Genomic DNA, 25,286 nt, shown 5'->3' on the forward strand with positions numbered 1-25,286 from the left:
AATTAGGATTTAGCAGTGCTGATTCCGCCGACAGTGATTTTCTTAACCTTAACCGTAGGCAGCCCCATTGAAACAGGCACACCCTGCCCGTTTTTGCCGCAGGTCCCGCCGCCTTCGCCTATCTTAAGGTCATCGGCAACCATTACAATGTCCCTCAGCACCTGCGGACCGTTACCTATAATGTTAACATCCTTAACGGGTTTTGTAATCTTCCCATTTTCAATCAGGTAGCCCGACTTCACATAGAAAGTAAAGTCACCGGCGCCTATAAATACCTCGCCGTTTGTAAATGCTTCAGCGTAGAGGCCCTTCTTAACGCTGGCAATAATTTCATCTTTTTTATGGGGTCCCGGCTCCATGTACGTGTTTCTCATTCTAGGCTGTGGAACGTGCCTGAAGGATTCCCTTCTGCCGTTTCCGGTTGGTTTCACCTTGTAGTAATTTGCACTTATAATGTCGTGCAGGTAGCTTTTAAGTGTGCCGTTTTCCACGAGGTAAGTTTTTTCGGTTTCATTGCCCTCGTCATCCACGTTAAGCGATCCACGGAGGTTCGGGTTTGTGCCGTCATCCACAATAGTTACAAAGTTTTCGGCAACAGGTTTGCCAATTTTGTCGCTAAAAATTGAAATTTTCTTGCGGTTAAAGTCGGCTTCCATTCCATGCCCGATAGCTTCGTGCAGAAGAATTCCGCTTATGCCCGGAGCAAGCACCACTTCCATTTCCCCGGCCTCAGGCTTTACGGCGTCAAAGAGCATAAGGGTCCGTCTTACGGACTCCTTTGCTAGGCGGTCAATATTCTCAGGCGTAAAGAACTCAATGCCGCGTCTACCGGATAGGTCAAAGTAGTTCTGTTCTCGCTGCCCGTTCTGTTCAGCCGTACAGTTAACGGCAATCTGCCCCATCGGCTGATAGTCGCATACAATCTTGCCTTGTGAATTTGCTATCATAACGTAGGAGGTGCCGTTAATAAACCATATGTTAGACTTAATGATTCTCTTATCCTCGGCAAAAACCTTGTCGTTAATCTGCTGGAGGTAAGGAACCTTCTTATCCACACCGACCTGCTCCCATGGAGTTTCAATTGGATAGAAGTTCGGGACTTCCTTTAATTTCAGCTCTACCGGTTTGACTATATTGCCAGAGTCGGCAATGTTGGCGGCAGTTCTTGCGGCAAGCTTCATTGCGTTAGGTGTAATCTCCTCTGTAAAGGAGTATCCGGTCTGGTCGCCTTTAAGGACCCGTATACCAACGCCGAAGCCGACGTCTGTATATGCGCGGTTAACTGCCTTATCCTCAAGGCCGATATAATTATCGATCGAGTGCTGGAAGTAGAGGTCGCAATAGTCCCCGCCCTTAGACAGGGCTTCCGCCATAACATCACTGATTGTCTTTTCATCGACGCCGAAATGGTCCATGAATTCTTTTAGGTTAGCTGAAGAAACGGAAGGACCTCTTAAGGCCTTTTCGGTATCAAATCTCATAAAATAAGGCACGAAAGCGGCAGCAACTAAGCCCTTGGAAGTTCTTTCCAGAAAGGCACGCCTGGTAATTTTCATATATGCTCCAATTTATGTTAGAAGTGTAAATGTCTTCCTACAAGAGCAAAGAAAGAATGAAGTTAAAGTACCAGAACAATAAGAACGGATAAAATATCGTAAGGGAAAGGTCATTGGAAAAGAGATATTGTCATCCCAATTATCAAACTTTAGTCAAAATAGCCTTAAATTAAAAGAAAATCAACGGTTCACTGAAGAATTCTAAAATATTTAATTTGAGGGCTTTAGTCGGATAGCTTATACCGGAAAGACAACTTAAGGGAAGCAGGTATACGGCCAGGTCCCCAAGCACCGAAGGTGTGCACTGTCTATAGCTCGAGAATATCTCCCCTCAATCTAAGAGCCCTGAATGGGCTCCATGTATGGAAACGGGCTAAACATCAGGTTCCACAAGTGGGCTCTCCGGGAATGTCTGAGACCGTTATTCAGACAAAAATTTCTCGCATTTTGAATTGCCATTTTAATAGGTTTTCGGTCCAATCATATAGACTTTCCGGGTATGTATGGTATCTGCAATATCAGGCAGTATTTGAAGTTGAATAGTATTCCCGTCTTTTTTCGAGGATTGTTTTGCTTTTTCCGTATTTCTTCTTCTGAGTTCAGCAAAATCTTTCAATTTAATCGAAACAGATTTTGTTACGAACCCTCTTAATACGTATTTACCAAACGGTTCCCGGCCCCAGGTAATTTCCACATGATTTGATTTACTTATAAAGCGACTCTCTGAAGCTTCTTTACTAAGCTTTAATCTAAATGAAACAGTTTTTGTTTCCCCAGCCTTTATTTCTCCTTCCCACCGGTCAGGCCCGATTACTTCAAAACTGCTCGGCGCAACTCCTATATATATATAGCCTTCGACTTCTGAAAGAGAGTAAGTTACTGTGAACTCTTCCGTCGACAAAACGGAATCCTTTGAGGAGGCAAGAGTTATTATATATGGAATCTCTTGCGCCAGACACAAATTGGTTAGTAATAATAAAAATAAGGATACAGTTTTCAACATTAACCTCAAATATCAAAGAGTTGAATACCCGAGACCTACAGAACCGCGATCAATTATTAATTTTTTATTTAATTCCTCATTTCGGAAGTGACCGCTTCTCAAAATAATCAGGATTATATATTTCACCGATGTTTATTATTTTAACCCAGGCCATTATAGTTCCTGGTTCATCATTATCCTTATCTACTGAATTTATAGCTCCTTTTGCTGCCTCAGGAAAGAGAAAAGCTAAATTAGCTTTCGAGCTTTTAACTTCAATGGTTATGTCAAATTCACCATCTTTGTAAGCTTCCAGTACCTGATATGGATGGAAGTAACTGTTTCCCGTTTTCTTATTCCCATAGTCAATTTTCTTATCCCCTATATAGATACCGGAAATCACTGTTTCCGTATCGGAAATGTCACCGGCTATTATTCTGGCAAAGGGAATCTCATACTCTTTGCCATTCTCATTTATTACTTTTCCTCTTAGATGCAGCTGTCTCGATCCCTTTTCATATGAGATTTCATTCAGTTTTATTCCGACCCAGGGAATATAACATGGACTCCTAAAATTTGTCGTAAATTCATTATTACCTAAATAAGTATAATATTGTGTAGTAAATAGTGAGTCAATTTCATTTGGACCCAATTTGATTTCTTGAGCATTTATCAGTTTGGATAATGAAACTATTACAATGATTAAAGCAGCTATGGTTTTCATGATAGATTTTGTTTTAAGTGAATCACTTTTCCCCTATATATTTCTCTTATAAATGAAAACACCTATTCTCAATTGGAACTTATTAATCAATAAATTATAAAGCAAGTATTAACTGAGTAACTATCAGCTATATTCAATTGCCGCGACTGATCACGGCTTTTATTCATTGTATAAAATAAAAGAGGCGCCGTAAAGCGCCTCGATGATCAAAAAAATTTTTCTATTACTTATTCCCCATGCTTCGTCTTGAAGCCCTTCATCATCCATTTTCTGGAGAGGAGTAAGCCGATCGGACTTATTATGGCTATGAAGCCGTAGATGAGCCACATGAATTCGGTGTTCATCTGGTTGGGCGGTGTATTTTCCGGGCAATAGTGCATCAGGAACCAGCCTGAATAAAAGCTTGTAAACACCTTGGTCAGAAACCACGGGAACTGTCCTATTCCCATATAAATTCCTGTCATGTTCTTGGGCGCAATTTCTGCTACCCACTGCAGGAACCTCGGCTGCCACATGGCTTCACCAATCGTCATGATAATAAGAAAGGCAAACAGTGTGTAAACGTTCGGTCCCAAAACCAGAAGGAACGTAGGCGATGCCATAACAAACGTTCCAAGTATCATCATCTTGTAGGCATTCTTCTTGGCCGTAAGCGCCGCAACCATAGGGGTCAGAATAAATATCAGAATAGGATTGAAGTTAGAGAAAAATTCAAAGTTGTCTTTTACGAACCCTGAGAATGCACGGCTTGTGTATTGCGGAATAGTAAGCCAGTTATGCGCAAAAAGAGTCTGAACGGGAATTAAGATAAATATGAAATAAAGGAACCTTAAATCCTTAAGCGGGAAGTTCTTCCAGTAAAACTTAAGCTTTTCTTTTCCCGTCATCTCCTCAAATTCATCTTTTTCTTCCACCTTGCCCTGTGTTCCTGCCTCGGCCTCGGCCTGGCGTACAGCTTTCTTTGTAATAATGAACGCTACAACGAGCATTCCCACAACTGTCAGAACAGAGTAAAACCAGAACACACCCGTTATGCTGAAGGCTTTCCTGAGCGGTGGTGAAACGAGTCCCGGAAGAAACCCTCCCAGGTTCATCAGCGCATAAAGCATGGCGTAGCCCATTGCGGCCGTGTTCTCATTTGTCCACATCTTAACCGCGGCATAGCAGGCAGGCTGGTAAATGCCGTAACCCAGGATAATCCCGAATATTCCAAGCATTGCTGTTATATGCGCCGAGGACCACATGCCGGACGTTCCGGTTATTCCGGGAGCTACAGCAAGCAGAACTCTGCCTATGAGCATGAATCCCAAAGACAACAAAAGCGACTTTCTTACTCCCACCCAGTCGACGGTGGCACCAAGGAAAAGCATGCTGAGCGTTATGCCGCCTGTAAGTACACCAACCATAAGCCCCGCGTTGATGTCATTCAGGCCGATGAACTCATTGAAGTAAATTGCAAGAAGTGTTACAACGCCGAAGTATGTTAGTCCTTCAAGAATATAGGAAATGTTTAAGCCCATAAGAGCCCTTGAAGTATGCATAACGTCAATAAAGGGCTGCGTAATTTCTTTTAATATGCCCTTCGAAACGCTTTCTTTTGATTCCTGGCTGGCAATTTCGCTGTCTGCCATAATTTTTCTCCCAACTTAAAAAAAATTAATACCCTGATTATTAGTTACCGGATTTTATTCTGATTTATGATCCCGAAAATAACGATTATTTATTTAATTTCAACTGCTCAGGCTATCAGATTATATTTACCTCTGTTTCCAGATGTACACCAAATTCCTTCTCCACCGAAGCCTGAATGGCACGCGAGAGCTCAACAACATCTTTTCCCGCTGCCCCGCCGTAATTTACAAGAATAAGCGCCTGCTTGTCATAGCTTCCTGCATTGCCGAGCCTTTTACCCCTCCAGCCCGAATTCTGTATAAGCCACCCGGCAGGAATTTTTACTTTCCCTGCCTGGGTCTCATAGCCTGTCAGATCCTGATGCATGGCCTTTAATTTAAGGAATTTCTCTTTTTCTATCTCGGGGTTCTTAAAAAAGCTTCCTGCATTACCCAGCACACTGGGATCCGGGAGCTTGCTCATCCTAACCCTTTTAACCGCTTCACTTACATCCCTTATTGTTATTTCACTTTCAGTAAGCCCGAGAAGTTCCTGCTTTAAGGCTGCATAAGAGACGTTGATTCTGGGATCAAGACTGAGCCTGTATGTAACTGAAGTCACCACAAAACTGTTCTTAAGCTCCTGCTTGAAAATTGAATTCCTGTAGCCGAACCGGCAGGAACTATTATCATATACTTCTGTCTTCCCCGTCAAGAGGTTAATCCCTTCAACTTCATGAAGCACATCCTTAATTTCCACGCCATATGCCCCGATGTTCTGTATGGGACTTGCACCTACAGTTCCGGGAATGAGCGAGAGGTTTTCAAGGCCCCCAAAGTTATTCTCCAGCGCGTAGCTTACAAAGTCGTCCCAGTTTTCACCTGCCCTGGCTTTTACGTAAACACAGGAGTTATCTTTACCCAGGACTTCAATTCCCTTTAGAAGCATTTTTATAACAATGCCGTCAAAATCTTTTGTAAAAAGGACGTTACTGCCGCCGCCTAAGATCAGTCTTGGCATTCCGCGGAACTCATCACTTTCCAGTAAACCCCTTAAATCTTCTAAAGTTTCTGCCGCGGCAAATTTTCTCGCTCTGGCTTCTATTCCAAATGTATTTAATTCTTTTATTGAATAGTCAGATTTTATTTCCATTACATCACATGAATTTTTAATAAGCTGAAAGATAAACATTTATAAGGGACTTTGGTATACAAATTTTATTCTTACCCAGGGCGGATTATTTTACTCTTTCCAGGCAGCTTTTCTGATCTTATCGCCGTTGCTCCTAAGAATTATAGCCCCTTCCTGGTCGGTCCTGAGAAGTCTGATACTAAACTGCCTGCTTCTTTCCAGCACTTCTTTTGATGGATGCCCGAAGCGGTTCTGTACACCCGCGCTTATTAACCCGTATGAAGGCTTAACTAAGGCCAGCATCTTAGAAGAAGAGCTGTGTTTACTCCCGTGATGCCCCATTTTCAGGAAATCGGAAGAAAGAAAGTCCCCGTATTCTTCAGCTAATATTCCCTCTTCCATTTTCCCGGCATCCCCTTCAAAAAGGAAGCTTGTACTGCCGTAAACAATTTTAATTACGCCGCTTCTGTCGTTTAAGCTCCCTGAAGTTCCCAGTTCCTCAGTGTTCAGAATGTAGACTTTAGCATTGCCGAACTTAAGACTTCCTTTCCTGTAATAAAGAATGGGGATTCTGCTTTTTTTAAGAAACTGCTCCAGACTCAGGTCCTTGGGATAATTTTTATCCAGCCTGGGCTTAAAGATCTTTCTTATTACACCTTTTTTAATCAGCGAAATAAAGCCCGAGTAGTGGTCGTTATCCACGTGAGAAATAAAGCCGTAGTCAATTTTATCAATCCCCAGGCGGTTTAACAGGGGAAAAATTGTGTTCTCCCCGCTGTCGGAATACCGGCTCACCGGCCCGGCATCAATCAGGATTGTGGTATTATCCGGAAACTTTACAAGCGTGGCATCCCCCTGCCCTACGTCGATCGCCATTATGGTAAGCTCATGTTCCGGCAGCAAACTTTTATTGTCCAGTGAGCAGAATAAAAATATGTTAATTACACAAAGCAATGCTGTTATCCACTTTGCCAAAAGGCTCTCCAGGCGTCTTATTACTATAAAGTAGCCGCATAAAAAAGTGTATGATATTAAAAGGTCAGCTAAAGTGAATTCCCTTATAGAAAGATACGACACGCTGAGGCTGCCAAGAAGGTGCGTTATATAAATCAGCACGTCGGCAAAAAGATTGTTCATTCCGGCATAAACCGAGGCTATGTATTGTGAAACAGGATTTAGAACTAGCGTAACTATTCCAAGGGCAGAAATAAGGAAAGAAAGCGGTATAACCAAAAGGTTTGCAGGAAGTGAAACAACCGACACCCTTCCGAAATAGTAAAGCGTAAAGGGCAAGACGCCAACCTCGGCCGCAATGGTAACTGAAATAAAAAGCAGGGGCTTATAAATTATTGCAGATTTTATATTTAGCCTGTCCAGAAGAGATTTCAGGTGAGGGTAAATTACAGCAATTGATATGACCGCAGCAAAGGAAAGCTGGAATCCCGAATCAAAAAGCTGGTTCGGGTTAAGCCCCAGGATTATTACGGCCGCAATTGCAAGGAGGTTAAATACGTTGTAGCTTCTGTTTGTAAGAAATGCCGCGGAACCCACCGCACCCATTGTTACAGCCCTTACAACTGAAGGTGAAGAACCTGTTATGATTAAAAATAAAAATAACCCTGTCAGGGTCAGAACAGAACGCACAACCACATTAAAGCGCCCGAAGAGGAGTGTAAAGATCATAATAATTAATAACACATTGCTCCCTGAGACTGCCAGTATGTGCACTACGCCTGTATTTATAAAGTCGCTCTGCACCTCCTCGTCAACTTCACTCCTGTCTGCAAGGAGAAATCCCCTCAGCAATGAGGCGCAGTTTTTTGTGTGAAGCCTGCTGAATACCTCATCAATACTCTTTCTTACGCTGAAAACAAGCTCCTCAAGGGGCATCTTTTCAGCCTGATAAAGAATTGAAATGTCACCCGTGCTGAAGGCTGTGTGGAGGGCACTTATACCTCTTTCTTCAAGGTAGTTCTGATAGTCGAACTCTCCCGGATTTCTTCTTTGCCTCCCTTTTGAGAAGGTCCCCTTAATCATTACGTACTGCCCGGGATTAAGGCATTTATATGCAGAATCGAGGCTTCCCGCCTCCTCATCCCTCAGCCGGCAGATAACTGAAAGCCCCAGGCTGTATGTTTTATCATTTAGCCTTAGAGAATCCGATTTAAGCAGAAATCTTATTTCATAGTCTCTTTTCAGGTCAACGGAGCTTACCTTTCCCCACAGCGCCACATCCTTCAGCCTGGAAACCTGAAAGGGATAAGGCTTAAGATCCGTTTTATACAACCCGAAGTATACTGCCCCGGCAAGGAAAATGACTATTGAGGACAATACAAGTAGTAACGATTCTGTGGATTTCCATTTGAGGTTTATTAAGGATAAGAGAGTGAAAAAAGCTGCCAGTATAAAAAGTACGCTGATGCCCGGGGCAAAGATCTTTTGCAGAATAATTCCGCCCATAAACATCAGGCATATTCTAATTACCGGGTAGTCTTTCATCCATAGAGGTCCAGTATTGCCGGTTTAATATCTGTAAGATCCTTAATTTTCTCTGACAGTTCCCAGGCATATTTCCCTGCTGTAATTGTGATAGAAGGGTTAAGCGTATGGCTTTTAACCGAAATGTCCTCCAGGTTGCCGTGGTCGGAGCATATCACCAGCGTCATATCCTCCGGAAAGTTTTTCAGTATGTGATATAAAAACCTGTCAAGCGTATGCATCGTCTCTTCAAACGTGTCGGCGTTGCGCCCATGGCCCAGGTGGTCGGTTAAGAAGTATTCATATAATGTAAATGAATTGTGTGAGGCAATTCCCATGAGCCTTTCAGCGGCACTTTCAGGCTCAATAACGGGAAGATCATACCCAAGTTTTGTAACCCACCTCGAGTTATCAATCTCAGCCGATAGGGCTTTCCCCTCTTTTAAGTCCTCATAATCATGAAGCCTTAGGCCGCTAAGCCGGCAGCAAAGTGTAGTAGCGCTAAGGCGCTGTTTGCCCGAGGCAAGATAATCGAAAAATATTTTAGGATAAGCATTTACGAAGTTTACTTCAAGCTTTCTATCAAGGAATTCCCGGAAGATGTTTTTCTCTTTTATCAGAGGGATAAGCGTTGAATAGGGGTACGGACCGAAATGCTGCCCCAGAACCTTAGGCGCGTTAAAGCCGCAGAAGATGGATGTCTGCCCCGTTCCGCTCTGCGGTAGCCCATCCACCCCAAGGCGTGCGTCTGTGGGGAAAAGAAAAATGCCGTTTTCTGCTGTCAAAGTTTGGTTATTGAGGCTAGGGATCGCCCCGAAAACCTCAGTAAAAGCCTTAAAGCCCAACTTAAAGAAAGGATTTTTCCGGGCATCAGGCTCCCCAAAGCCCACCCCGTCAATAAATATCATCAGCGTTGAATGCGAGGTATTTTTTATTTCTGGCATAAGTATTTTCTTTAGCTTTAACTCTTATTAGACAAGATATGAAATTAAGGCTTTCAGATGCAATTATTTGGATTCAACCAATATGGTAACCGGACCGTCATTTATTATTTTAACCTTCATCATGGCCCCGAAAATTCCCGCCTTAACCTTCCCGTCACCAATATTACCTTTTACCCGTTCAATAAATTTCAGGTACAGGCTTTCAGCCTGCTCAGATTTGGCAGCCTCTGTAAAGTTCGGCCTGTTGCCCTTTCTGGCGTCCCCGTAGAGCGTAAACTGCGAAATGATCAAAACCTCGCCATCCACATCCTTTAAGGGAAGATTCATCTTTCCTTCACTGTCTTCAAAAATCCTTAAGTTGCTGCACTTATCTGCAACAAAATTAACGTCTTCTTCGGTGTCGCTAGTCCTGACACCTAAAAGTATAACTATGCCGTTGGGGATTTCAGCCGAATACTTATGGCTCTCTATGTAAACTCCCCCTTCTGAAACCCTCTGCACCAAAGCTCTCAAAGTTTTTCTCCATAAACTACGCGTTCAATATTTAAGTAATCCTTTTTAACTGTAATGTTAGTAAAGCCGCAGTTTTTCATGTGCATGGCCACCGCATCCGACTGCCCCTGCCCAACCTCAAAGAACAGTTTTCCCCCTGTACTCAGCATCTCCATTGCACGTGAAGATATGGTCTTATAAAAAGTATACCCATCGGAATTATCCGTTACAGCTTCCATCGGCTCATATTTAGTAATCTCGGGCTGAAGCGTCTTATACTCCTCAAGCGAAACATAGGGCGGATTTGAGACAATGACCTCAAAGATTTTCCCAGGTGAGAAGGTTTTATCCAGTATGTCCCCTTTTACAAACTCGATTTTTCCTTCAAGACGGTTCAGCTCTGCATTTTCTTTTGCAAGTTTAAGCGCGCTTTCACTGACGTCAATTGAAATAAATGAAGAAGCCGGAAAATGCGGGGCAAGCGTAATTGGTATATTCCCCGTACCCGTTCCTATGTCCAGAAAGCTCATCGGCTTATTTTTATCCAGGGCGTTTATCATCACTTCAATTAATATCTCAGTCTCCTGCCTCGGAATTAAAACCGAAGGATTTACCTTAAAGGGCATCCCGTAGAACTCAACTTCCCCTAAAATGTACTGCAGAGGCTCATTCTGCGATCTTCTTTTCAGGTATTCGCGGTATTTTAATACTTCCTCTTCCTGTAATGGCTTGTCGAAGGCAAGATAAAGGTCCAGCCTCTTGCATTTCAGTATATGCGCCAGCAGTATCTCGGCGTTCGGCCGGGGGGATTCAATCCCCTTTTTCTCAAAGAATTCAGTTGTCAGCCTGATTGCTTCTAAAACAGTCATTTTCTTTAGTTTTACTTTAAATTTTGGAATCTTGCTTTAAATATAATCAATTTCAAGCCGTTTTCTTCACAGTATTCACGCCCCGGGACTATTAAATTTTACCTTTGCCAAAAGAGTGATTTTTCTCTATTTTTGAGCATGAAAATAGACAAAAGTAAAGTTAAAAAGATACTCTGCATTAAGCTTCGCGGGATCGGGGATGTTATTTTATCGACTGTTGTTCTTGATAACCTGAAGAAAGAATTTCCTGAGGCCAAAATAGATTACCTGACGGAAGCGCCGTCTAAAGCTGCCCTCGAGGGGCTTCCCTTCTTAAATGAAGTCCTTATCCTGGACAGAAAAAAAGGCCTGTCCGCTATTCTGGATGTCAGAAGAAAAAAGTACGACCTCGTGCTCGATTTTTATACAAATCCCCGCACGGCTCTGATTACTTTTCTTAGCGGGTCGAGGTACAGGGCGGGATTCCCTTATAAGGGACGTTCTTACGCCTATAACCTCCTTGGCCCAGCAGAACGCGACAAATTCCACGCGGCTGACCTCCACCTTCAGTTCCTGAAAAACCTGGATCTCGCTTCTGAACTTAGAGAGCTCCATTTCAGCCTTGGTAATGGTGACATTGAGTTTGCAGACAACTTCTTTAAGACAAACTTTAAGTCAAATGATTTTGTTGTCGGCTTGAGCCCTTCGGGCGGATGGCCTTCAAAAAAATGCGATCCCGTTAAGTTTGCTGAAATAGGCGACGAAATAGCGCGCAGGCTTTCAGCTAAAATACTCATTATCTGGGGACCCGGGGATAAGATTGAGGCCTTCAGGACAAAAGAGCTGATGAAAACTGAAGTCGTTATGGCTCCTCCAACGGATATCCGTCAGATGGGGTCCCTCATGAAGAAATGCCGGATGCTAATTGCCAACGACAGCGGACCCATGCATATGGCAACAGCCCTAAAGGTCCCTGTCTTAAGCCTCCACGGACCAACAAACCCCAGGCTTCAGGGCCCGTATGGGGAACGTCATGAGTGGATAAGGCTTGAAAGCTTAAGTTGCATCGGGTGCAACCTTTTGGAGTGTCCCAGGCATCATGAATGCTTTCTGGAGCTCCCGGTTGAAAACGTGATGAAAAAAGTAATGTCGATTGTTGAAAAAAATAAATTGAAGCTGCCCGTAAATGAAGAAGATTGAAATATTCATAAAAAATGTTTTCTTAAGAATCCTGCTTCTCTTAAAGTCCGGCAGCAAGTCAAAGGGAAAGCCTCGTTTTAATGAAAGTTCAAAAATTCTTTTTATCCGCTTAAACAGAATAGGCGACGCCCTTGTTACAACACCACTTCTTCAGGAAGTAAAGCGCCAGGTAAAATGCAGGGTTTATGTGCTTGCCGATAAAAATAACTCATTTGTCTTCACAAATAACCCTAATGTGGATAAGGTAGTTGTTTTCCGCAAAGGTTTTAAGGGCTTCTTTGAAACACTGGATTTTATAAAGGAAGAAAACTTTGACGCCATAGTAGACCTGCACGATGACGTTTCAACAACAGTAACTTACCTGCTGGCAATGGCAAAGGCGCCAAATAAGTTCGGCCTGAAGAAAGGCAATGAAGAGGTCTATACAAAAACTGTTGATAAGCCTGATGCCAGGAAGGTCCACGTAATTGACAGGGTTATGGCGCTTGCAGATTTGTTTGACCTTCAGGTCTGCAGAGAAGAAGTAAACGTGAATTATTTCCCAAAGGCTGAATCGCTAAAAAAAGTTAAAGAAGTGCTTAAAGGCAGGTTCCCTGAAAAAAAATTTCTTTTAGGCATCAACATTTCAGCCGGCAGTCAGGCCCGGTTCTGGGGCGTTGAAAAATACAGGGAACTAATCAGGTTCTTAAAAGTGTATAATGTAAACGTCCTTTTACTGTGCTCGGAAAAAGAAGCCCCTCAGGCACTCGAGATAAATGACGGTCTTGAGAATAATATTTTCTACAGCCCGTCATTTGATGAATTTTCTTCGGCAATCTCAATGCTTGATATGCTCTATACTCCTGACACAATGGCCGTACATCTGGCATCAGCCTATAATGTGCCCGTATTCGGCATGTACGTCCACTATAATACAACGGATATTATCTGGGCGCCGTACCGCTCGGACTTTGAGTGCGTCATTACTGAAAACAACACATTAAATGACGTTACGTTTAATGAGGTAATTGAAAAATTTAAACCATTCCTGGAAAAATATTTATCATGATGATACAAATTCCAAAGTGCAAACGCTTTACCGGCTATAAACCATGCTTCCCCGGACACGACTGCCTTCAGGAAGGATGCAGGGAACTTGTCCCCATTGGAGTTAAAATACTCCTCATTAACCTGGATGCAATGGGCGACATACTGATGACTACAGCCCAGCTTAAGGGACTCAAAAGAAAATTCCCCGAATCAACTATCTACTGGGTCACACTGAAGTCAACAGTTCCCCTTCTTTACAATAATCCCTATATCGATAAGCCGCTGGCTTACGACTTTGAAACAATCTCCGTACTTTCACAGATGGAGTTTGATTATGTATTGAACGTGGATAAATCCCTGCGCTCGGGAGCCCTGGCCCAAAGCGTAAAGACAAGGCACCGCCTGGGATTCGGAATGGATGAGGACGGGAAAATTATTCCGCTTAATGACGGCGCGGAATATAACTACAAGCTTGGTATGGATGACTACCTGAAGTTTAAGGTTAATAAAAGAAGCGGGCAGGATTACCTGGCTGAAACTTTCGAACTCGATTACCAGATGGATGACTATGTATTTAACTTCTTTGACCATGAATTAAAGTATATTGAAGACTATAAGGCCAGCGTCGGCATTAAAGAAGGCGATATGGTTATAGGCTTTAACACAGGATGCTCTCTGCTCTACCCTAACAAGAAACTGACCATTGAGCAGCATGTTACGCTGATTGAAAAGTTTCTTGCACTTGGGAAATATAAAATTGTTTTGCTTGGCGGCCCCGAGGATGAAAAAAGAAACGAAGAGATCGCTTCACATTTCCCGGGCAAAGTAATCAATACTCCCGTAAACGGAGGCGTAAGGCGCGGCGCCTGCTATGAAAGCATCCCCCAGGTTGTAATTACAGGCGACTCTTTTGGAATGCACCTGGCAATTGCGCTAAAAAAATACGTCATTGCCTGGTTCGGCTTAAGCTGCTGGACGGAAATTGAGCTCTATGGAAGAGGCGTCAAGCTTTATCCCGAAGGACTGGAATGCGCCCCATGCTGGAAAAAAGAATGCCCTTACAACCTTGAGTGCCGCTCCATGGTGGATTTGGGCAGGATTGTAAAGGAAACGGTTAACTATTTTGAAAATATAGAACAAAAGGCTCAGGTATTAAGCAAGTAAAATGAGTTTCCCCGGAATCAATATCTTCAGCTTTGCCCAAAAGATCGGCCGCCCCCTAGTTTTAGACGGGGCTATCGGAAGCCTCCTGCAGATGAAGGGCTTAAAGACGGATGAAGACCTGTGGACCAGCCTTGCAGGAATCAGTAATCCCGATATGGTAATCAGCATCCATAAAGAGTACATCAATGCCGGCGCGGACATAATTACTGCAAATACATTCAGGACCAATCCTGCAGCAATAAATTTAAGCGGAGTATCCAGCCTCAGCTCTGAAATCCTTGTAAAAAAGAACATGGATGCTGCTAAATCTGCCCGCGCAGGCCTGCCCGTTTTAATAGCAGCCTCAAATGCACCGGCCGAGGACTGCTACCAGAGAGAAAGAAATTTAAGCCGCAACGAGCTTGAAAGCAATCACATTACACACATTGCTTTGCTTATGCTTAACGGGGCCGATTTCATACTTAATGAAACCCAGAGCCACTTCGATGAAATTGAAATCATATGCCGCTACTGCAGCAGAAATGACATTCCTTATGTAATGAGCCTTTTTATTACTCCTGAGAATAAGATTCTTTCGGGTGAAGATGCCAGTGAAGTAATTGAATTCGTTCAGAAATTTAATCCCCTTGCAATAGGGTTAAACTGTATCACCCCAAAGGTGTTTGAGGAGTTCATTTCGGGCTACAAATTCTCATATAACTGGGGCGCTTACCTTAACTGCGGAAGCGGCAATTACACCGACGAGAAGATTACGTGCGGCGTTGACGAGAAAGCTTATTACAGGGTTGTAAAAAAGATGCTCCCCTTAAAACCCAGCTTTATCGGTTCCTGCTGCGGCTCAAACAGTAAACACATTCAAAAAATCAGGGATGCAATAAATGGACTATCTGGAAATTAAAGCACCTGCCAAAATAAACCTCGGGCTTTTTGTAACTGAAAAAAGGAGTAACGGCTTTCATAATATTGAAACTGTGTTCTACCCCGTCTATGACCTTTTCGATGAACTGGTTTTCTCACGGTGCGGCACATTTGAGTTTCATTCCGATGTAAAGGAAATTGAAGATGAAAATAACCTTATCGTCAAGGCAAAGAAACTCCTCGAAGAACACTCAAAAAAAAAACTTAACGTAAAAATCGAGCTTAAGAAAACTATTCCGATGGGTGCCGGTATGGGTGGCGGAAGTTCAGATGCCGCGGCGGCTCTTGTATCACTGAACGAAATGTTTCAGCTGAACTTTAATATGGACCAAATGAGGGAATTTGCCTTAACACTTGGCTCCGATGTACCTTTCTTTATCAAACCCAGAAGCGCATTTGCACATGGGCGCGGGGAGCTTCTAACAATGCTGAACCTGGATATCCCCTACCCTGTTCTCATTGTAAATCCCGGCATACACATTTCCACAAAGGAAGCTTATCAGAATGTTAAGGTCGGCCCTGCACCCTTTGACTTGAGGATGATTGAGAGCATCTGCTGGAATAACATACCGGACTGCATTAAGTACGTTACAAACAGTTTTGAGGAATACGCATTTAATAAGTATCCGGAAATTGAAGGGATCAAGGATTTAATGTACCGCAAAGGAGCAATGTTCTCCCTCATGACAGGCAGCGGATCCACCGTCTTCGGAATATTCCCCACGCGTGAGGGAGCCGAAGCAGTAAGGAACAGTCTGCCCAAAAACTATTTCACATTCTTAAGCCTTTAAGGTTTTTAACTTTTCAGATGCCGCATCCGGCGGCATCACGTCCTTACCTAAAAATTATAAACGCCTTTATCCGCAATCTCTTTTGTAAAAACCATCGATACCTCTATCCCCTCTTTTTTGAACTGGTACTGCACTTTAAGCCCGCAGGATGCTGTCCAGTATCCTTTCCTGTTAAACTGAAGGGCGTCTATTAAGTTATAGAGCTTAAACATTACATCCTCTTCATTGGGAACCCGCTTCTCTCCGTTGACGTTCCATTCCCAGTTTAAGGCGGCATATACAGGAGTTACCTTTTCAAGGAAAGTTTCCACCTTCCCTCTTAAAGCGTCTTTAATTCTTTCAAAAATTTGTTCGTCACTCATTTAACTTGCGTTTTTTATTTATATTTTCGAAACAATTCGGCAATAGTTGACCCAAAAACTATGCTTCCATGAAGAATTTACACCAAATTTATATATTATTAGGATGGATAAATATTTTTGCAGAAACATTAGTTTTCAATATATTATAGACTGTTTTTTTTGAAATTACTGCGGCTAAATATACATGCTAACTTTTACATATGCTATAATTAACATACTTCTTGTCGCCATTTTCATAAAGGTAATGAGCAAGAAAGACTTTCTTTCCTACCTTTTTAACGGCAGATGGTGGCTGACCTGGATAGCCGTCGGCATAATTACACTTATGGATGAACTGACTTCGGTCTATTATGCCCCCTTTGAAGCTTTCCGGTTTATAGGTATAAAGGCTATTGTTTATATTGCTCTGACCTCAATCCTGATACGCTTCCTTTCTACAAGGATGGTGGAAATTTCGGAAATCCTTGAGGCAAATAATATTAAAGGCGGCGGAGTTTATTCGTTTTCATACCTGGTGCTGGGGCCTAACACCTCCTTTATTGCAATATCATCAATTATCGTAAGTTATGTGCTTACGGCAGCTATTTCAACCGTCAGCGCCGTTGAAAACGGCACTTCATTCCTGGCCATAGGACTGGGAATGAAATTCTTCCTTAAAGTCGGCGTTATCTGGCTTATTACGGGACTTAATATAGTTGGAATAAAGGAGAACGCGAAGTTCACATTCCTGATCTTTGTATTTGCTTCCTTTGTTCTGGTTAACCTCATTGTAGGAGGCTTTGCCAGCTTCAACCAGCATACGGTAACAATGCTTAATGCCAGCTTTGGCGACTTCTGGCACGACCTGACGGGAGGATCGATTCTGCACTCATATCAGAATATTATTATCGGCATCGGAAGCTGTATTCTGGCATACTCGGGTATTGAATCTGTACTTCAGACCGCCTCTCTTGTTAAAAACTGGAAGGAAATCAGGAAAGCTTATCTCTTCCTGGCTGTGACGGTCGGCATTGTTACACCTCTTATTGCGCTGCTTGCACTCTCATCCAACGTTGATATAAGCAAGCACGAGACCGACCTTATACCGGCTTTTGCCACCAGTGTTAACGGCGAACTCTTCGGCGTAATAGTTTCGGTTCTTGCAAGCATTACACTTATTATGGCTGTAAACACCGCCATGGTTGCTTCAGCCGAACTTATTGAAAAAGTAGCCGAAAGATACAATTACGGATGGCTTATCCAGCTGAATAAAAAGCAGTCCCTCTACAGAATCCATATTGTTAACGGTGTCTTTTACACGATAATCCTTATCGTTACAAACGGCAGCCAGGCCATTCTGGCTGAAATGTATGCCGTGGGACTTATTGCCAGCTTCTGCATCAACACCGGGTCTCTTATAATTTACAGGTATTCCAAAGGAACAAAGGAAATCTCATATCACACTTCCAGAATCGGCACCTTAATTCTCTTTATTATTCTTTTGAGCACATTTATTTATATTGCACTTAACAGGCCTTACGGCACCGGGCTCTGGTTCAGCATTACACTTTTGTTCCTTCTTGCAGGAATAAGGATATCCAAGTTCAGGGCTCCTGAAATCCCCGTCAGGCGTGCAACGCGTACGCCTATGGACATCATATTTGCAATAAGCGACGTTCCCAAAGACGACGTACACCTGTACTTCAGACGCCCTTCGGAATTTGAGCTGCAGGGCAATAATGTCGACTCCATTTTCGTCAGCTTTTATTCCCCCAGGAACGAGGCGCCGCAGAATATCAGCCCTAACCATTTCTGGATATCAATTCAAAGAGGAATGAAACTCTTTGATATGATTGTGGCTCTTCTTAGAACTCTGGAATACGAAATGCCCCCTGATAAGACGCTGCATATCCATTTCGGATGGCCCCTGTCATCCTGGCTCGACCGGATGTCTATCGGCGTTATGATATATAACATAATCCATCTGCCGAAGAAGTTCCCCCACTTTACTTTCCATATGGACTATAAGGCCGTATAAGCTTTTCTACCTTGCAGGGGCAGATGGATTTCCATGCTGCCCCCAAAGATTAAAATTTTTTAATTTTCCCTTAAGAATTCCTTAATAGTGATTGCTTAATTTTATAATGTTAACAAACAACACTAACATTATTAAGTTAAAGGAGAATAAAAATGAAATCACGTATTTTTGCAGTATTAATGGCAGCTACAGTCCTCTTCTGGGGCGTAAATTTATCAACTTATGCACAGTCAAAGGATCAGAAGACTACAACAAAGACAGAAAAAGTTGAAAAGTCAGACAAACAGGGAAACAAGAAATCTGAAACTACAAAGATGTCTACCAAGAAGGAAAAGACAAACGTTGCAGCTAACGATACAACCAAAGCCGGTCATCACAAAAAACACTCAATGAAACATAAATCATCAAAGACCAGCTCAAAGACTGAAAAGTCTTCTACTTCAAACACTAACGATAACAGCAAAAAGTAATTTCAGTTAACCTCTGAATAATTTCGCGTCATAAGGAGAGTTTTTAACTCTCCTTTTTTTTGAGTATTTTATCCAAATGAAAGTACTGCTCGTTGAAGATGAAAAAAAGGTAGCCTCCTTTATCAGGAAAGGTCTTGAGGAGGAATACTACACAGTTGACGTGGCCTTCGATGGAAGGCAGGGGCGCGAACTGGCTTTGTCACAGGAATATGACCTCATCATCCTTGATATCATGCTCCCTTATATTAACGGCATTATGCTCCTCGAGGAAATCAGACGTAGCAGAATTTCCACACCCGTCCTCCTGCTTACTGCAAGACAGTCCGTGGAAAACAAGGTCGAAGGGCTGGATGCCGGGGCTGATGACTACCTAACGAAACCTTTCGCCTTTGAAGAACTGCTGGCCCGGATCCGCGCACTCTTAAGACGGAAAGAAACGGAAAAATCCCTCTCACTTAAGGCCGGGGACCTTACGCTTGACCTCCAGACGCACAGCGTTAAGCGAAATGGGGTTGAAATTTCCCTTACCCCTAAAGAGTACGCCGTACTGGAATTTCTCCTGAGGAATAAAAATAAGGTTATATCCAGAACCAGGCTTTCAGAACACGTCTACGACTACCACTTCGATACCGATACCAATGTAATTGACGTGTATATCAATAAACTCAGAAATAAAATTGACAAGGACTTTGAAAAACAGCTGTTGTATACAATAAGAGGAGTCGGATACTCAATAAAGGAATAACTAAGACGCGCCACAGTTTATTGGGAGAAAAGTTTCAGAAAAGTGAAAAAATTGAACCTGCGACACACAATTTTTAAAGCAGCTTTATTCGTCAAGACTACACGCTTTAAGACCACATTATGGTACTCATCACTCTTCCTGCTGCTTGAGGCCATGATTGGAATTGCTATCTATTTTTACACACATCAAAGCCTTAACGAACAGCTGGATATTGCCCTTACAAGACAAGCCGAGGCAATATATAATTTCGTTTCAGACAGCAAGGTTGATCTGGGAGATTTTCAGCCCGACTCTGTCTATGCTTCACCGGAAGACGTTGTATACGACCTCATCTTTGAAGCCGTAACGCTGAACCCAAGAAACACTTATGTCCAGGTGCAGCTGAAGGATAAGATAGTCTTCAGAACAGAAAACCTTATGGGGCATAAACTGGCTTTTCCTGACGTCAAACCGAACAAGGTGGACGTACAGACATTTAAGAATGAAAAGCTTTCCCCTTATACCATCAGAGGCGCCTATCTGCATAAAGGGAGATATAAGATTGTAGTTGCCTTCCCTGCCGATCTTATTCATGAAACACTGAACAGCCTGAAAGACATTTACGCAATTATTGCCCCAATATTCTTTATCATTTCTATAGTCGGCGGCTCCATCATTTCAGCCCGCTCACTTTCCAGAATTGACCAGGTAATTAACCGCATGGATGAAATAACAGCACAGAACCTGAATGAAAAGATTGAAGGCGAGGAATTTGAGGATGAATACGGCCGCCTGGTAAGAAGGCTGAATGAAATGATACACAGGATAAAAACTTCCATCGAGTATATGAACCAGTTCTCCATTTCAGCCTCACACGAACTGAAAACGCCTCTTACTATCCTGCGCGGTGAAATTGAAATTGCGCTTAAATCCCCCAAAACCCCGGAGGAATACAGGGAAATCCTTCACAGTAATTATGAGGAAACCTTAAGGCTTATAAATATTGTTGAAAAGCTTTTCTTCATTTCTAAAATTGACCACTCCCTGGTTAAAATAAATAAGGAAAGAGTGAACCTGAAGGCTTATCTTGAAGACATTCTGGCAAACATGAGTTTCATTGGAGGAGAAAACCAGATTGAACTTCTTTTTAATGTGCAGGATACTCCTAAAGTCCTCCTTGACCCGGAGTGGATGCGCCAGGCGCTCTTTAATCTCGTCGACAATGCAATAAAGTTCGGGAATGAAAATACTCCCGTAACAGTTGAAGTTACGCAGCCTGAGGATAAGAAAATTAAAATATCGGTGAAAAATGAGGGACCTGGAATTCCGGAGGAAATTCTCCCTAAAATATTCGACAGGTTCTTCAGGGCTGAATCATCAAGAAACAGGAGCACGGGAGGCGCGGGCCTGGGGCTTTCAGTTGTAAAATCGATCGTTACATGGCATCAGGGTGAAATCAGGGTTAAGTCTATTCCAGACAAAGAAACAGAATTTTCAATTATTCTACCCAACAGCTAGGGTTTTCCGTAGTCAAAAAAAAAAGCGGCACATAGTGCCGCTTTTAATTTCCTTCTACCAGGCGATCTTGTCACCCGGAACGTCTTTATTTACTTTCTGGTTTACATCGAACTTGAACAGGTTCTCTGGTTTTGTGAGCCTTACAATTTTAATTTCCTTTATTTTTTCCAGTGACACCACCTGATCGCCGTAGCCGTTTGTAGATTTCTGGCTGCTCCAGTAGACCATGTTTTTATTGTTGTTCTCATCCATGTACCAGCCCAGGAATATAACTGAATGCCCAATGCCTGTTTTCCATGAGATATTTACAAAGTCTCCGGGACGTGCATCCTCGGGCTTAACATTTTCTCCCATGCCTGCATACTGCACCATGGCATACTGGCTTCCAAAGCCATCGGCATTCCATATGCCCCAGAATTTAATCCAGTCTTCCCTTCTTCCGCCATCGGGCTCCTGCATCCTTAAGGCTTCAAGCCTCTCCGGAGAAAGCTTATTGTCCTTCTTTGCCAGGATCATGTTCAGCGCTTCAATGAAAGCTGAATATGAACTGCCCGAGCAGTAGCTGCTGTGGCGCGGAGGAGTAATGAGAGATTTGTTAAAGAGCTTTACTTCATAATATGCAGGAGATTCGGTTGGAACTGAATCCTTTCCTATAAAGTAGCCGCCTCCATTCATTGCATGAGACTGCACCTTGTCAATTGCTTTTAATACTTCCAGGTTGTAGCCTTTGGCGTATTTCTTAAAAATTTTATAATGATCTGTGTGATAAGTTCCTTTTGCAAGGTCCTTCTTCTGTAAAATGAGCCATTGGCTTTTACCTTTAGCGCCCCCTCTGGCAAATGAAGGCTGGAAGCTCATCATAAGAGTTAAGGCTGAAAGAAATAATATCCTGCTAAAATATTTCATTTTTTCCTGCTCCGTAATAGTAAATAATTGCTTGCATAAAATAAGCATTTACAAATTAAAGTACATAGTGCCTGAAAAATCCTTTCTAAAAAAAATAAATGCCGGACAAGTCCGGCATTTATAGAAAAACAACTGTCTGTTATGAAACAAAGAACTACATAACAAGAGCCATAATTGCCTTCTGGACATGAAGCCTGTTTTCAGCCTCGTCAAAAATGATTGAATTAGGTGAATCGGCAACTTCATTTACTACCTCATCGCCCCTGTGCGCAGGCAGGCAGTGCATAAAGAGGTAATCTTCCTTTGCATTCTTTACGAGTTCAGGATTAACCTGGAACTTCTGGAAGATCTTTTTACGCTCAGTAGCTTCAGCTTCCTGGCCCATGCTGGCCCAGACGTCAGTGTAAACGACGTCGGCGTCTTTAACCGCAGCCACAGGGTCATCCAGTATTTCTACCTTGCTTCCCATGTATTTGGCGTTGGCCTGGGCATTTTTAACAATCTGCTCAACCGGCTTGTAGCCCGAAGGTGAAGCAATTGCTATGTCCATTCCAACTTTGGAGCAGCCGTGCAGAAGGCTGTGCGCCATGTTGTTGCCGTCGCCAATATAAGCTAGCTTAAGACCCTTTAACACCTTCTTTTTCTCATAAACCGTAAACAGGTCTGTCAGAACCTGGCACGGATGCAGCAAGTCGGTAAGTCCGTTTATTACAGGGATAGATCCGTAGGTTGCCAGGTCAACTACGTCCTGGTGGTCAAAAGTTCTTATCATTATGCCGCTAAGGAAGCGCGAGAGCACTCTGGCCGTATCGGCTACGCTTTCGCTTTTCTTTAACTGAAGGTCGTTCTGGCCGAAATACATACCTATTCCGCCCAGTTCATATATGCCCACCTCAAAAGAAACTCTTGTTCTTGTAGAAGGCTTTGAGAATATCATTCCGAGGGTCTTGCCTTCAAGTAACTTATGGGGTTCCCCGGTAAGGCGTTTCATTTTAAGCGTGGCGCTCAGTTCAAAAATTTGCCATACTTCCTCAATTGTAAGGTCGTTTATGGAAATAAGGCTTTTTCCTTTCATATTAACTGCCATTTTTTCTCCATTTGCTGCTTTTTCTGTTTTTCTGTTTAAAACCACTTCTCCAGAGGACTATTTTTCTAAAGGACTATTTTTGTCCCGCTGTTGATATCGTGAAGCTGAGTGGCTTCGGTAATAATAGTTTCCTTTCCGCTGCATTCAACAAATTTGATTGCGGCCATAATTTTAGGTCCCATGCTGCCGGCGGCAAACTCCCCGGCCTCAAAGTACCTTTTTGCATCCTCAAGCTTTAATTCATCGAGCTGGACCTGGTCCGGCTTATTGAAATTAAGGCATACCTTTGCAACATCTGTAAGGATAAAGAATGCGTCGGCTTTTATCTGGCTTGCCAAAAGAGCCGAAGCCAGATCTTTGTCAATTACAGCATCTTCAACGGGACGGAAGGTTTTCTTCTCATCCAGAAAAACGGGTATACCCCCGCCTCCTGCTGCAATTACGATGTGCCCTTCATGGGCAAGCTCCCCGATCAGCTCATAATTTATTATGTCAAGCGGGCGGGGTGAGGCAACAACACGCCTCCATCCTCTTTTTCTGGGGTCTTCCTTAAAAAGCCAGTTATTAGTCTTCGACAACAGGTCAGCTTCTTCTTTAAGATAATAGGGGCCTACCGGTTTGGTAGGCACCGCAAAAGCGCTGTCGTCTTTATCAACTAATACCTGCGTTAAAACCGTAAGGACTTTCTTGTCCATATGGTTTTCGATCAGAAGATTCCTCATCTGGCGCTCAATCATGTAGCCTATTTCCCCCTGGGAATCTGCTACCGATATATCCAGAGGCATCTTCGGAATCTTGTATAAGGAATATCCCGCTTCGCTTCTCAAATAAATACTGCCGACCTGCGGGCCGTTACCATGCGTAATTACAATGTTATAACCATCCTTAATGAGTTCAATCAGATTTTTACAGGTATCATATGAATTCTGCTCCTGTTCGTCAGCCGTACCAACCTGCCCAGCCCTCAGAAGCGCGTTGCCTCCGAAGGCAACGACAGCCAGTTTCCTCATATAATCCCTTTTTCTTTAAGAATACTTTCAACCGTAATGGCTCCGATTTCCTGGAGTTCATAACGCACACGGGTTGAAGGCTTGTTTATCGTGAGTATTCTGCCTAAATCAATAGGAGTCCCGATAACAACCGCATCACAATCCGTATTGTTAATAGTTTCTTCAAGGTCTTTCATCTGATCCTCACCGTATCCCATTGCAGGCAGTAAAATACCAATTTTTGGGTACTTTTGGTAGGTGGCAGTAATAGATTTTACGGTATATGGCCTTGGATCCACAATTTCTTTTGCGCCATAGTTCATTGCAGCTATTGTACCGGCGCCGTATGCCATCTCGCCGTGCGTAAGTGTCGGGCCGTCTTCAACAACCAGTACTCTTTTGCCGGCAATGAGTTCAGGGTTATCAACAAATATCGGGCTTGCGCCGTCAATGATCTTGGCCTTCGGGTTAACCTTGCGGATGTTGTTTCTGACCTCGAGAATATTTTTGGGATCTGCAGAATCAATTTTATTTATGATTGCACAGTCAGCCATCCTGAGCGATGTGTTTCCAGGGTAATAGGTCATTTCGTGACCCGGGCGGTGGGGGTCAACAACCGTAAATGTTACGTCCGACTTATAGAATGATATGTCGTTATTGCCGCCGTCCCAGAGTATGACGTCTGCTTCTTTTTCAGCTTCGGCTAAAATTGCGCCGTAGTCAACACCTGCATAAATTACGCCGCCTAAGGCTATATGCGGTTCGTATTCCTCAATCTCCTCAATTGTACATTCATGGAGCTTCAGGTCTTCTATAGATCCGAATCTCTGAACCTTCTGCTTAACGAGGTCGCCGTAAGGCATGGGGTGGCGGATTGCAACAACTTTTTTACCAGCGGCCCTTAATACCTCAACTACTTTTCTTGAAGTCTGGCTTTTTCCGCTTCCGGTTCTTACGGCAAGCACTGAGATTAAGGGCTTGGAGCTCTTGATCTGTGTTTCTTCAGCGCCCAGGAGCCTGAAGGATGCGCCGGCAGCGTTAACTATTGAGGCCTTGGTCATAACGTAGTTAAAAGGAACATCTGAATAAGAGAATACTACTTCCTCTACCTCAAGTTCATCAATAAGGCATTCCAGTTCCGATTCATCATAGATCTTAATTCCTTCAGGATAAAGCTCCCCGGCCAGTTCCTTCGGGTATACGCGGCCGTCAATATTCGGGATCTGTGTAGCTGTAAAAGCAACTACATTGTACTCTTTGTTGTTCCTGAAATAAACATTAAAGTTGTGGAAATCGCGCCCTGCGGCGCCCATGATTAGAACATTCTTACGAGCCATAAAATTAA

Annotated in this window: 23 protein-coding genes; 9 read left to right on the forward strand and 14 right to left on the reverse strand. The window is 43.1% G+C overall.

The genetic code is table 11. The annotated features are described in order from the left end of the window. Window positions 1–2: 2 nt before the first annotated feature. The 9 genes from HF312_07125 to prmC form a co-directional block, all read right to left on the reverse strand. Window positions 3–1,481, reverse strand: coding sequence for a TldD/PmbA family protein (locus HF312_07125; protein ID MCU7519974.1), 1,479 nt, complete (start codon window positions 1,479–1,481; stop codon window positions 3–5). 535 nt (window positions 1,482–2,016) lie between these two features. Beyond that, window positions 2,017–2,559, reverse strand: coding sequence for a hypothetical protein (locus HF312_07130; protein MCU7519975.1), 543 nt, complete (start codon window positions 2,557–2,559; stop codon window positions 2,017–2,019). A 76-nt stretch (window positions 2,560–2,635) separates the two neighbouring features. Then, complete coding sequence (locus HF312_07135) at window positions 2,636–3,262, reverse strand: hypothetical protein (GenBank protein MCU7519976.1); 627 nt, start codon at window positions 3,260–3,262, stop codon at window positions 2,636–2,638. Between the two features lie 227 nt (window positions 3,263–3,489). Beyond that, window positions 3,490–4,893: an MFS transporter gene (locus HF312_07140; GenBank protein ID MCU7519977.1), complete on the reverse strand. Its 1,404-nt coding sequence runs from the start codon at window positions 4,891–4,893 to the stop codon at window positions 3,490–3,492. 115 nt (window positions 4,894–5,008) lie between these two features. After that, a complete protein-coding gene (gene murB, locus HF312_07145) occupies window positions 5,009–6,025 on the reverse strand; it encodes a UDP-N-acetylmuramate dehydrogenase (GenBank protein MCU7519978.1) in 1,017 nt (338 codons plus the stop codon). Window positions 6,026–6,115: 90 nt separating this feature from the next. Beyond that, window positions 6,116–8,503, reverse strand: a complete 2,388-nt coding sequence (locus HF312_07150; GenBank protein MCU7519979.1) for a DNA internalization-related competence protein ComEC/Rec2 — start codon at window positions 8,501–8,503, stop codon at window positions 6,116–6,118. Then, window positions 8,500–9,390: a metalloenzyme gene (locus HF312_07155; protein MCU7519980.1), complete on the reverse strand. Its 891-nt coding sequence runs from the start codon at window positions 9,388–9,390 to the stop codon at window positions 8,500–8,502. The genes HF312_07150 and HF312_07155 overlap by 4 nt, the downstream gene beginning before the upstream one ends. A 99-nt stretch (window positions 9,391–9,489) precedes the next feature. After that, the gene (locus tag HF312_07160; protein ID MCU7519981.1) at window positions 9,490–9,939 is read right to left on the reverse strand and encodes a D-tyrosyl-tRNA(Tyr) deacylase; all 450 of its coding nucleotides are present in this window, start codon (window positions 9,937–9,939) and stop codon (window positions 9,490–9,492) included. Next, window positions 9,936–10,787 (reverse strand): peptide chain release factor N(5)-glutamine methyltransferase, encoded by an 852-nt coding sequence (gene prmC, locus HF312_07165; GenBank protein ID MCU7519982.1) that lies wholly within the window; start codon window positions 10,785–10,787, stop codon window positions 9,936–9,938. Before prmC ends, HF312_07160 begins: the two co-directional genes overlap by 4 nt. Before the next feature lie 138 nt (window positions 10,788–10,925). On the opposite strand from prmC, the gene HF312_07170 reads away from it, so the two are divergent. The 5 genes from HF312_07170 to ispE are packed head-to-tail and all read left to right on the forward strand — an operon-like array spanning window position 10,926 to window position 15,868. Beyond that, complete coding sequence (locus HF312_07170) at window positions 10,926–11,966, forward strand: glycosyltransferase family 9 protein (GenBank protein ID MCU7519983.1); 1,041 nt, start codon at window positions 10,926–10,928, stop codon at window positions 11,964–11,966. Next, window positions 11,953–13,014, forward strand: coding sequence for a glycosyltransferase family 9 protein (locus HF312_07175; protein ID MCU7519984.1), 1,062 nt, complete (start codon window positions 11,953–11,955; stop codon window positions 13,012–13,014). Before HF312_07170 ends, HF312_07175 begins: the two co-directional genes overlap by 14 nt. Continuing rightward, window positions 13,014–14,159: a glycosyltransferase family 9 protein gene (locus HF312_07180; protein MCU7519985.1), complete on the forward strand. Its 1,146-nt coding sequence runs from the start codon at window positions 13,014–13,016 to the stop codon at window positions 14,157–14,159. The genes HF312_07175 and HF312_07180 overlap by 1 nt, the downstream gene beginning before the upstream one ends. Window position 14,160: 1 nt before the next feature. Further along, a complete protein-coding gene (locus HF312_07185) occupies window positions 14,161–15,057 on the forward strand; it encodes a homocysteine S-methyltransferase family protein (protein MCU7519986.1) in 897 nt (298 codons plus the stop codon). Further along, the gene (ispE, locus tag HF312_07190; GenBank protein ID MCU7519987.1) at window positions 15,038–15,868 is read left to right on the forward strand and encodes a 4-(cytidine 5'-diphospho)-2-C-methyl-D-erythritol kinase; all 831 of its coding nucleotides are present in this window, start codon (window positions 15,038–15,040) and stop codon (window positions 15,866–15,868) included. The genes HF312_07185 and ispE overlap by 20 nt, the downstream gene beginning before the upstream one ends. A gap of 47 nt (window positions 15,869–15,915) precedes the next feature. Here ispE and HF312_07195 read toward each other — a convergent pair whose 3' ends face one another. Continuing rightward, a complete protein-coding gene (locus HF312_07195) occupies window positions 15,916–16,230 on the reverse strand; it encodes a hypothetical protein (protein ID MCU7519988.1) in 315 nt (104 codons plus the stop codon). Between the two features lie 184 nt (window positions 16,231–16,414). Here HF312_07195 and HF312_07200 point away from each other — a divergent pair, with 184 nt between their 5' ends. The 4 genes from HF312_07200 to HF312_07215 all read left to right on the forward strand — a co-directional run bounded on the left by HF312_07200 (window position 16,415) and on the right by HF312_07215 (window position 20,959). Continuing rightward, window positions 16,415–18,247 carry an APC family permease gene (locus tag HF312_07200; GenBank protein MCU7519989.1) on the forward strand — a complete coding sequence of 611 codons (1,833 nt, stop codon included), beginning with the start codon at window positions 16,415–16,417 and terminating at the stop codon, window positions 18,245–18,247. 152 nt (window positions 18,248–18,399) lie between these two features. Then, window positions 18,400–18,717, forward strand: coding sequence for a hypothetical protein (locus HF312_07205; protein ID MCU7519990.1), 318 nt, complete (start codon window positions 18,400–18,402; stop codon window positions 18,715–18,717). A gap of 76 nt (window positions 18,718–18,793) precedes the next feature. Beyond that, window positions 18,794–19,462, forward strand: coding sequence for a response regulator transcription factor (locus HF312_07210; GenBank protein ID MCU7519991.1), 669 nt, complete (start codon window positions 18,794–18,796; stop codon window positions 19,460–19,462). A 42-nt stretch (window positions 19,463–19,504) separates the two neighbouring features. Further along, window positions 19,505–20,959: a HAMP domain-containing protein gene (locus HF312_07215; GenBank protein MCU7519992.1), complete on the forward strand. Its 1,455-nt coding sequence runs from the start codon at window positions 19,505–19,507 to the stop codon at window positions 20,957–20,959. A gap of 54 nt (window positions 20,960–21,013) precedes the next feature. Here HF312_07215 and HF312_07220 read toward each other — a convergent pair whose 3' ends face one another. The 4 genes from HF312_07220 to HF312_07235 all read right to left on the reverse strand — a co-directional run bounded on the left by HF312_07220 (window position 21,014) and on the right by HF312_07235 (window position 25,278). After that, the gene (locus tag HF312_07220) at window positions 21,014–21,865 is read right to left on the reverse strand and encodes a hypothetical protein (protein ID MCU7519993.1); all 852 of its coding nucleotides are present in this window, start codon (window positions 21,863–21,865) and stop codon (window positions 21,014–21,016) included. Between the two features lie 154 nt (window positions 21,866–22,019). After that, on the reverse strand, window positions 22,020–22,952 hold the full coding sequence (gene argF / locus HF312_07225) for an ornithine carbamoyltransferase (protein MCU7519994.1): 933 nt from the start codon (window positions 22,950–22,952) through the stop codon (window positions 22,020–22,022). 65 nt (window positions 22,953–23,017) lie between these two features. After that, window positions 23,018–23,962: a carbamate kinase gene (arcC, locus tag HF312_07230; protein MCU7519995.1), complete on the reverse strand. Its 945-nt coding sequence runs from the start codon at window positions 23,960–23,962 to the stop codon at window positions 23,018–23,020. Then, window positions 23,959–25,278, reverse strand: a complete 1,320-nt coding sequence (locus tag HF312_07235; protein ID MCU7519996.1) for a GTPase — start codon at window positions 25,276–25,278, stop codon at window positions 23,959–23,961. The genes arcC and HF312_07235 overlap by 4 nt, the downstream gene beginning before the upstream one ends. Between the last annotated feature and the right edge of the window lie 8 nt (window positions 25,279–25,286).

The sequence above is a fragment of the Ignavibacteria bacterium genome, assembly GCA_025612375.1.
GTDB lineage: Bacteria > Bacteroidota > Ignavibacteria > Ignavibacteriales > SURF-24 > JAAXKN01.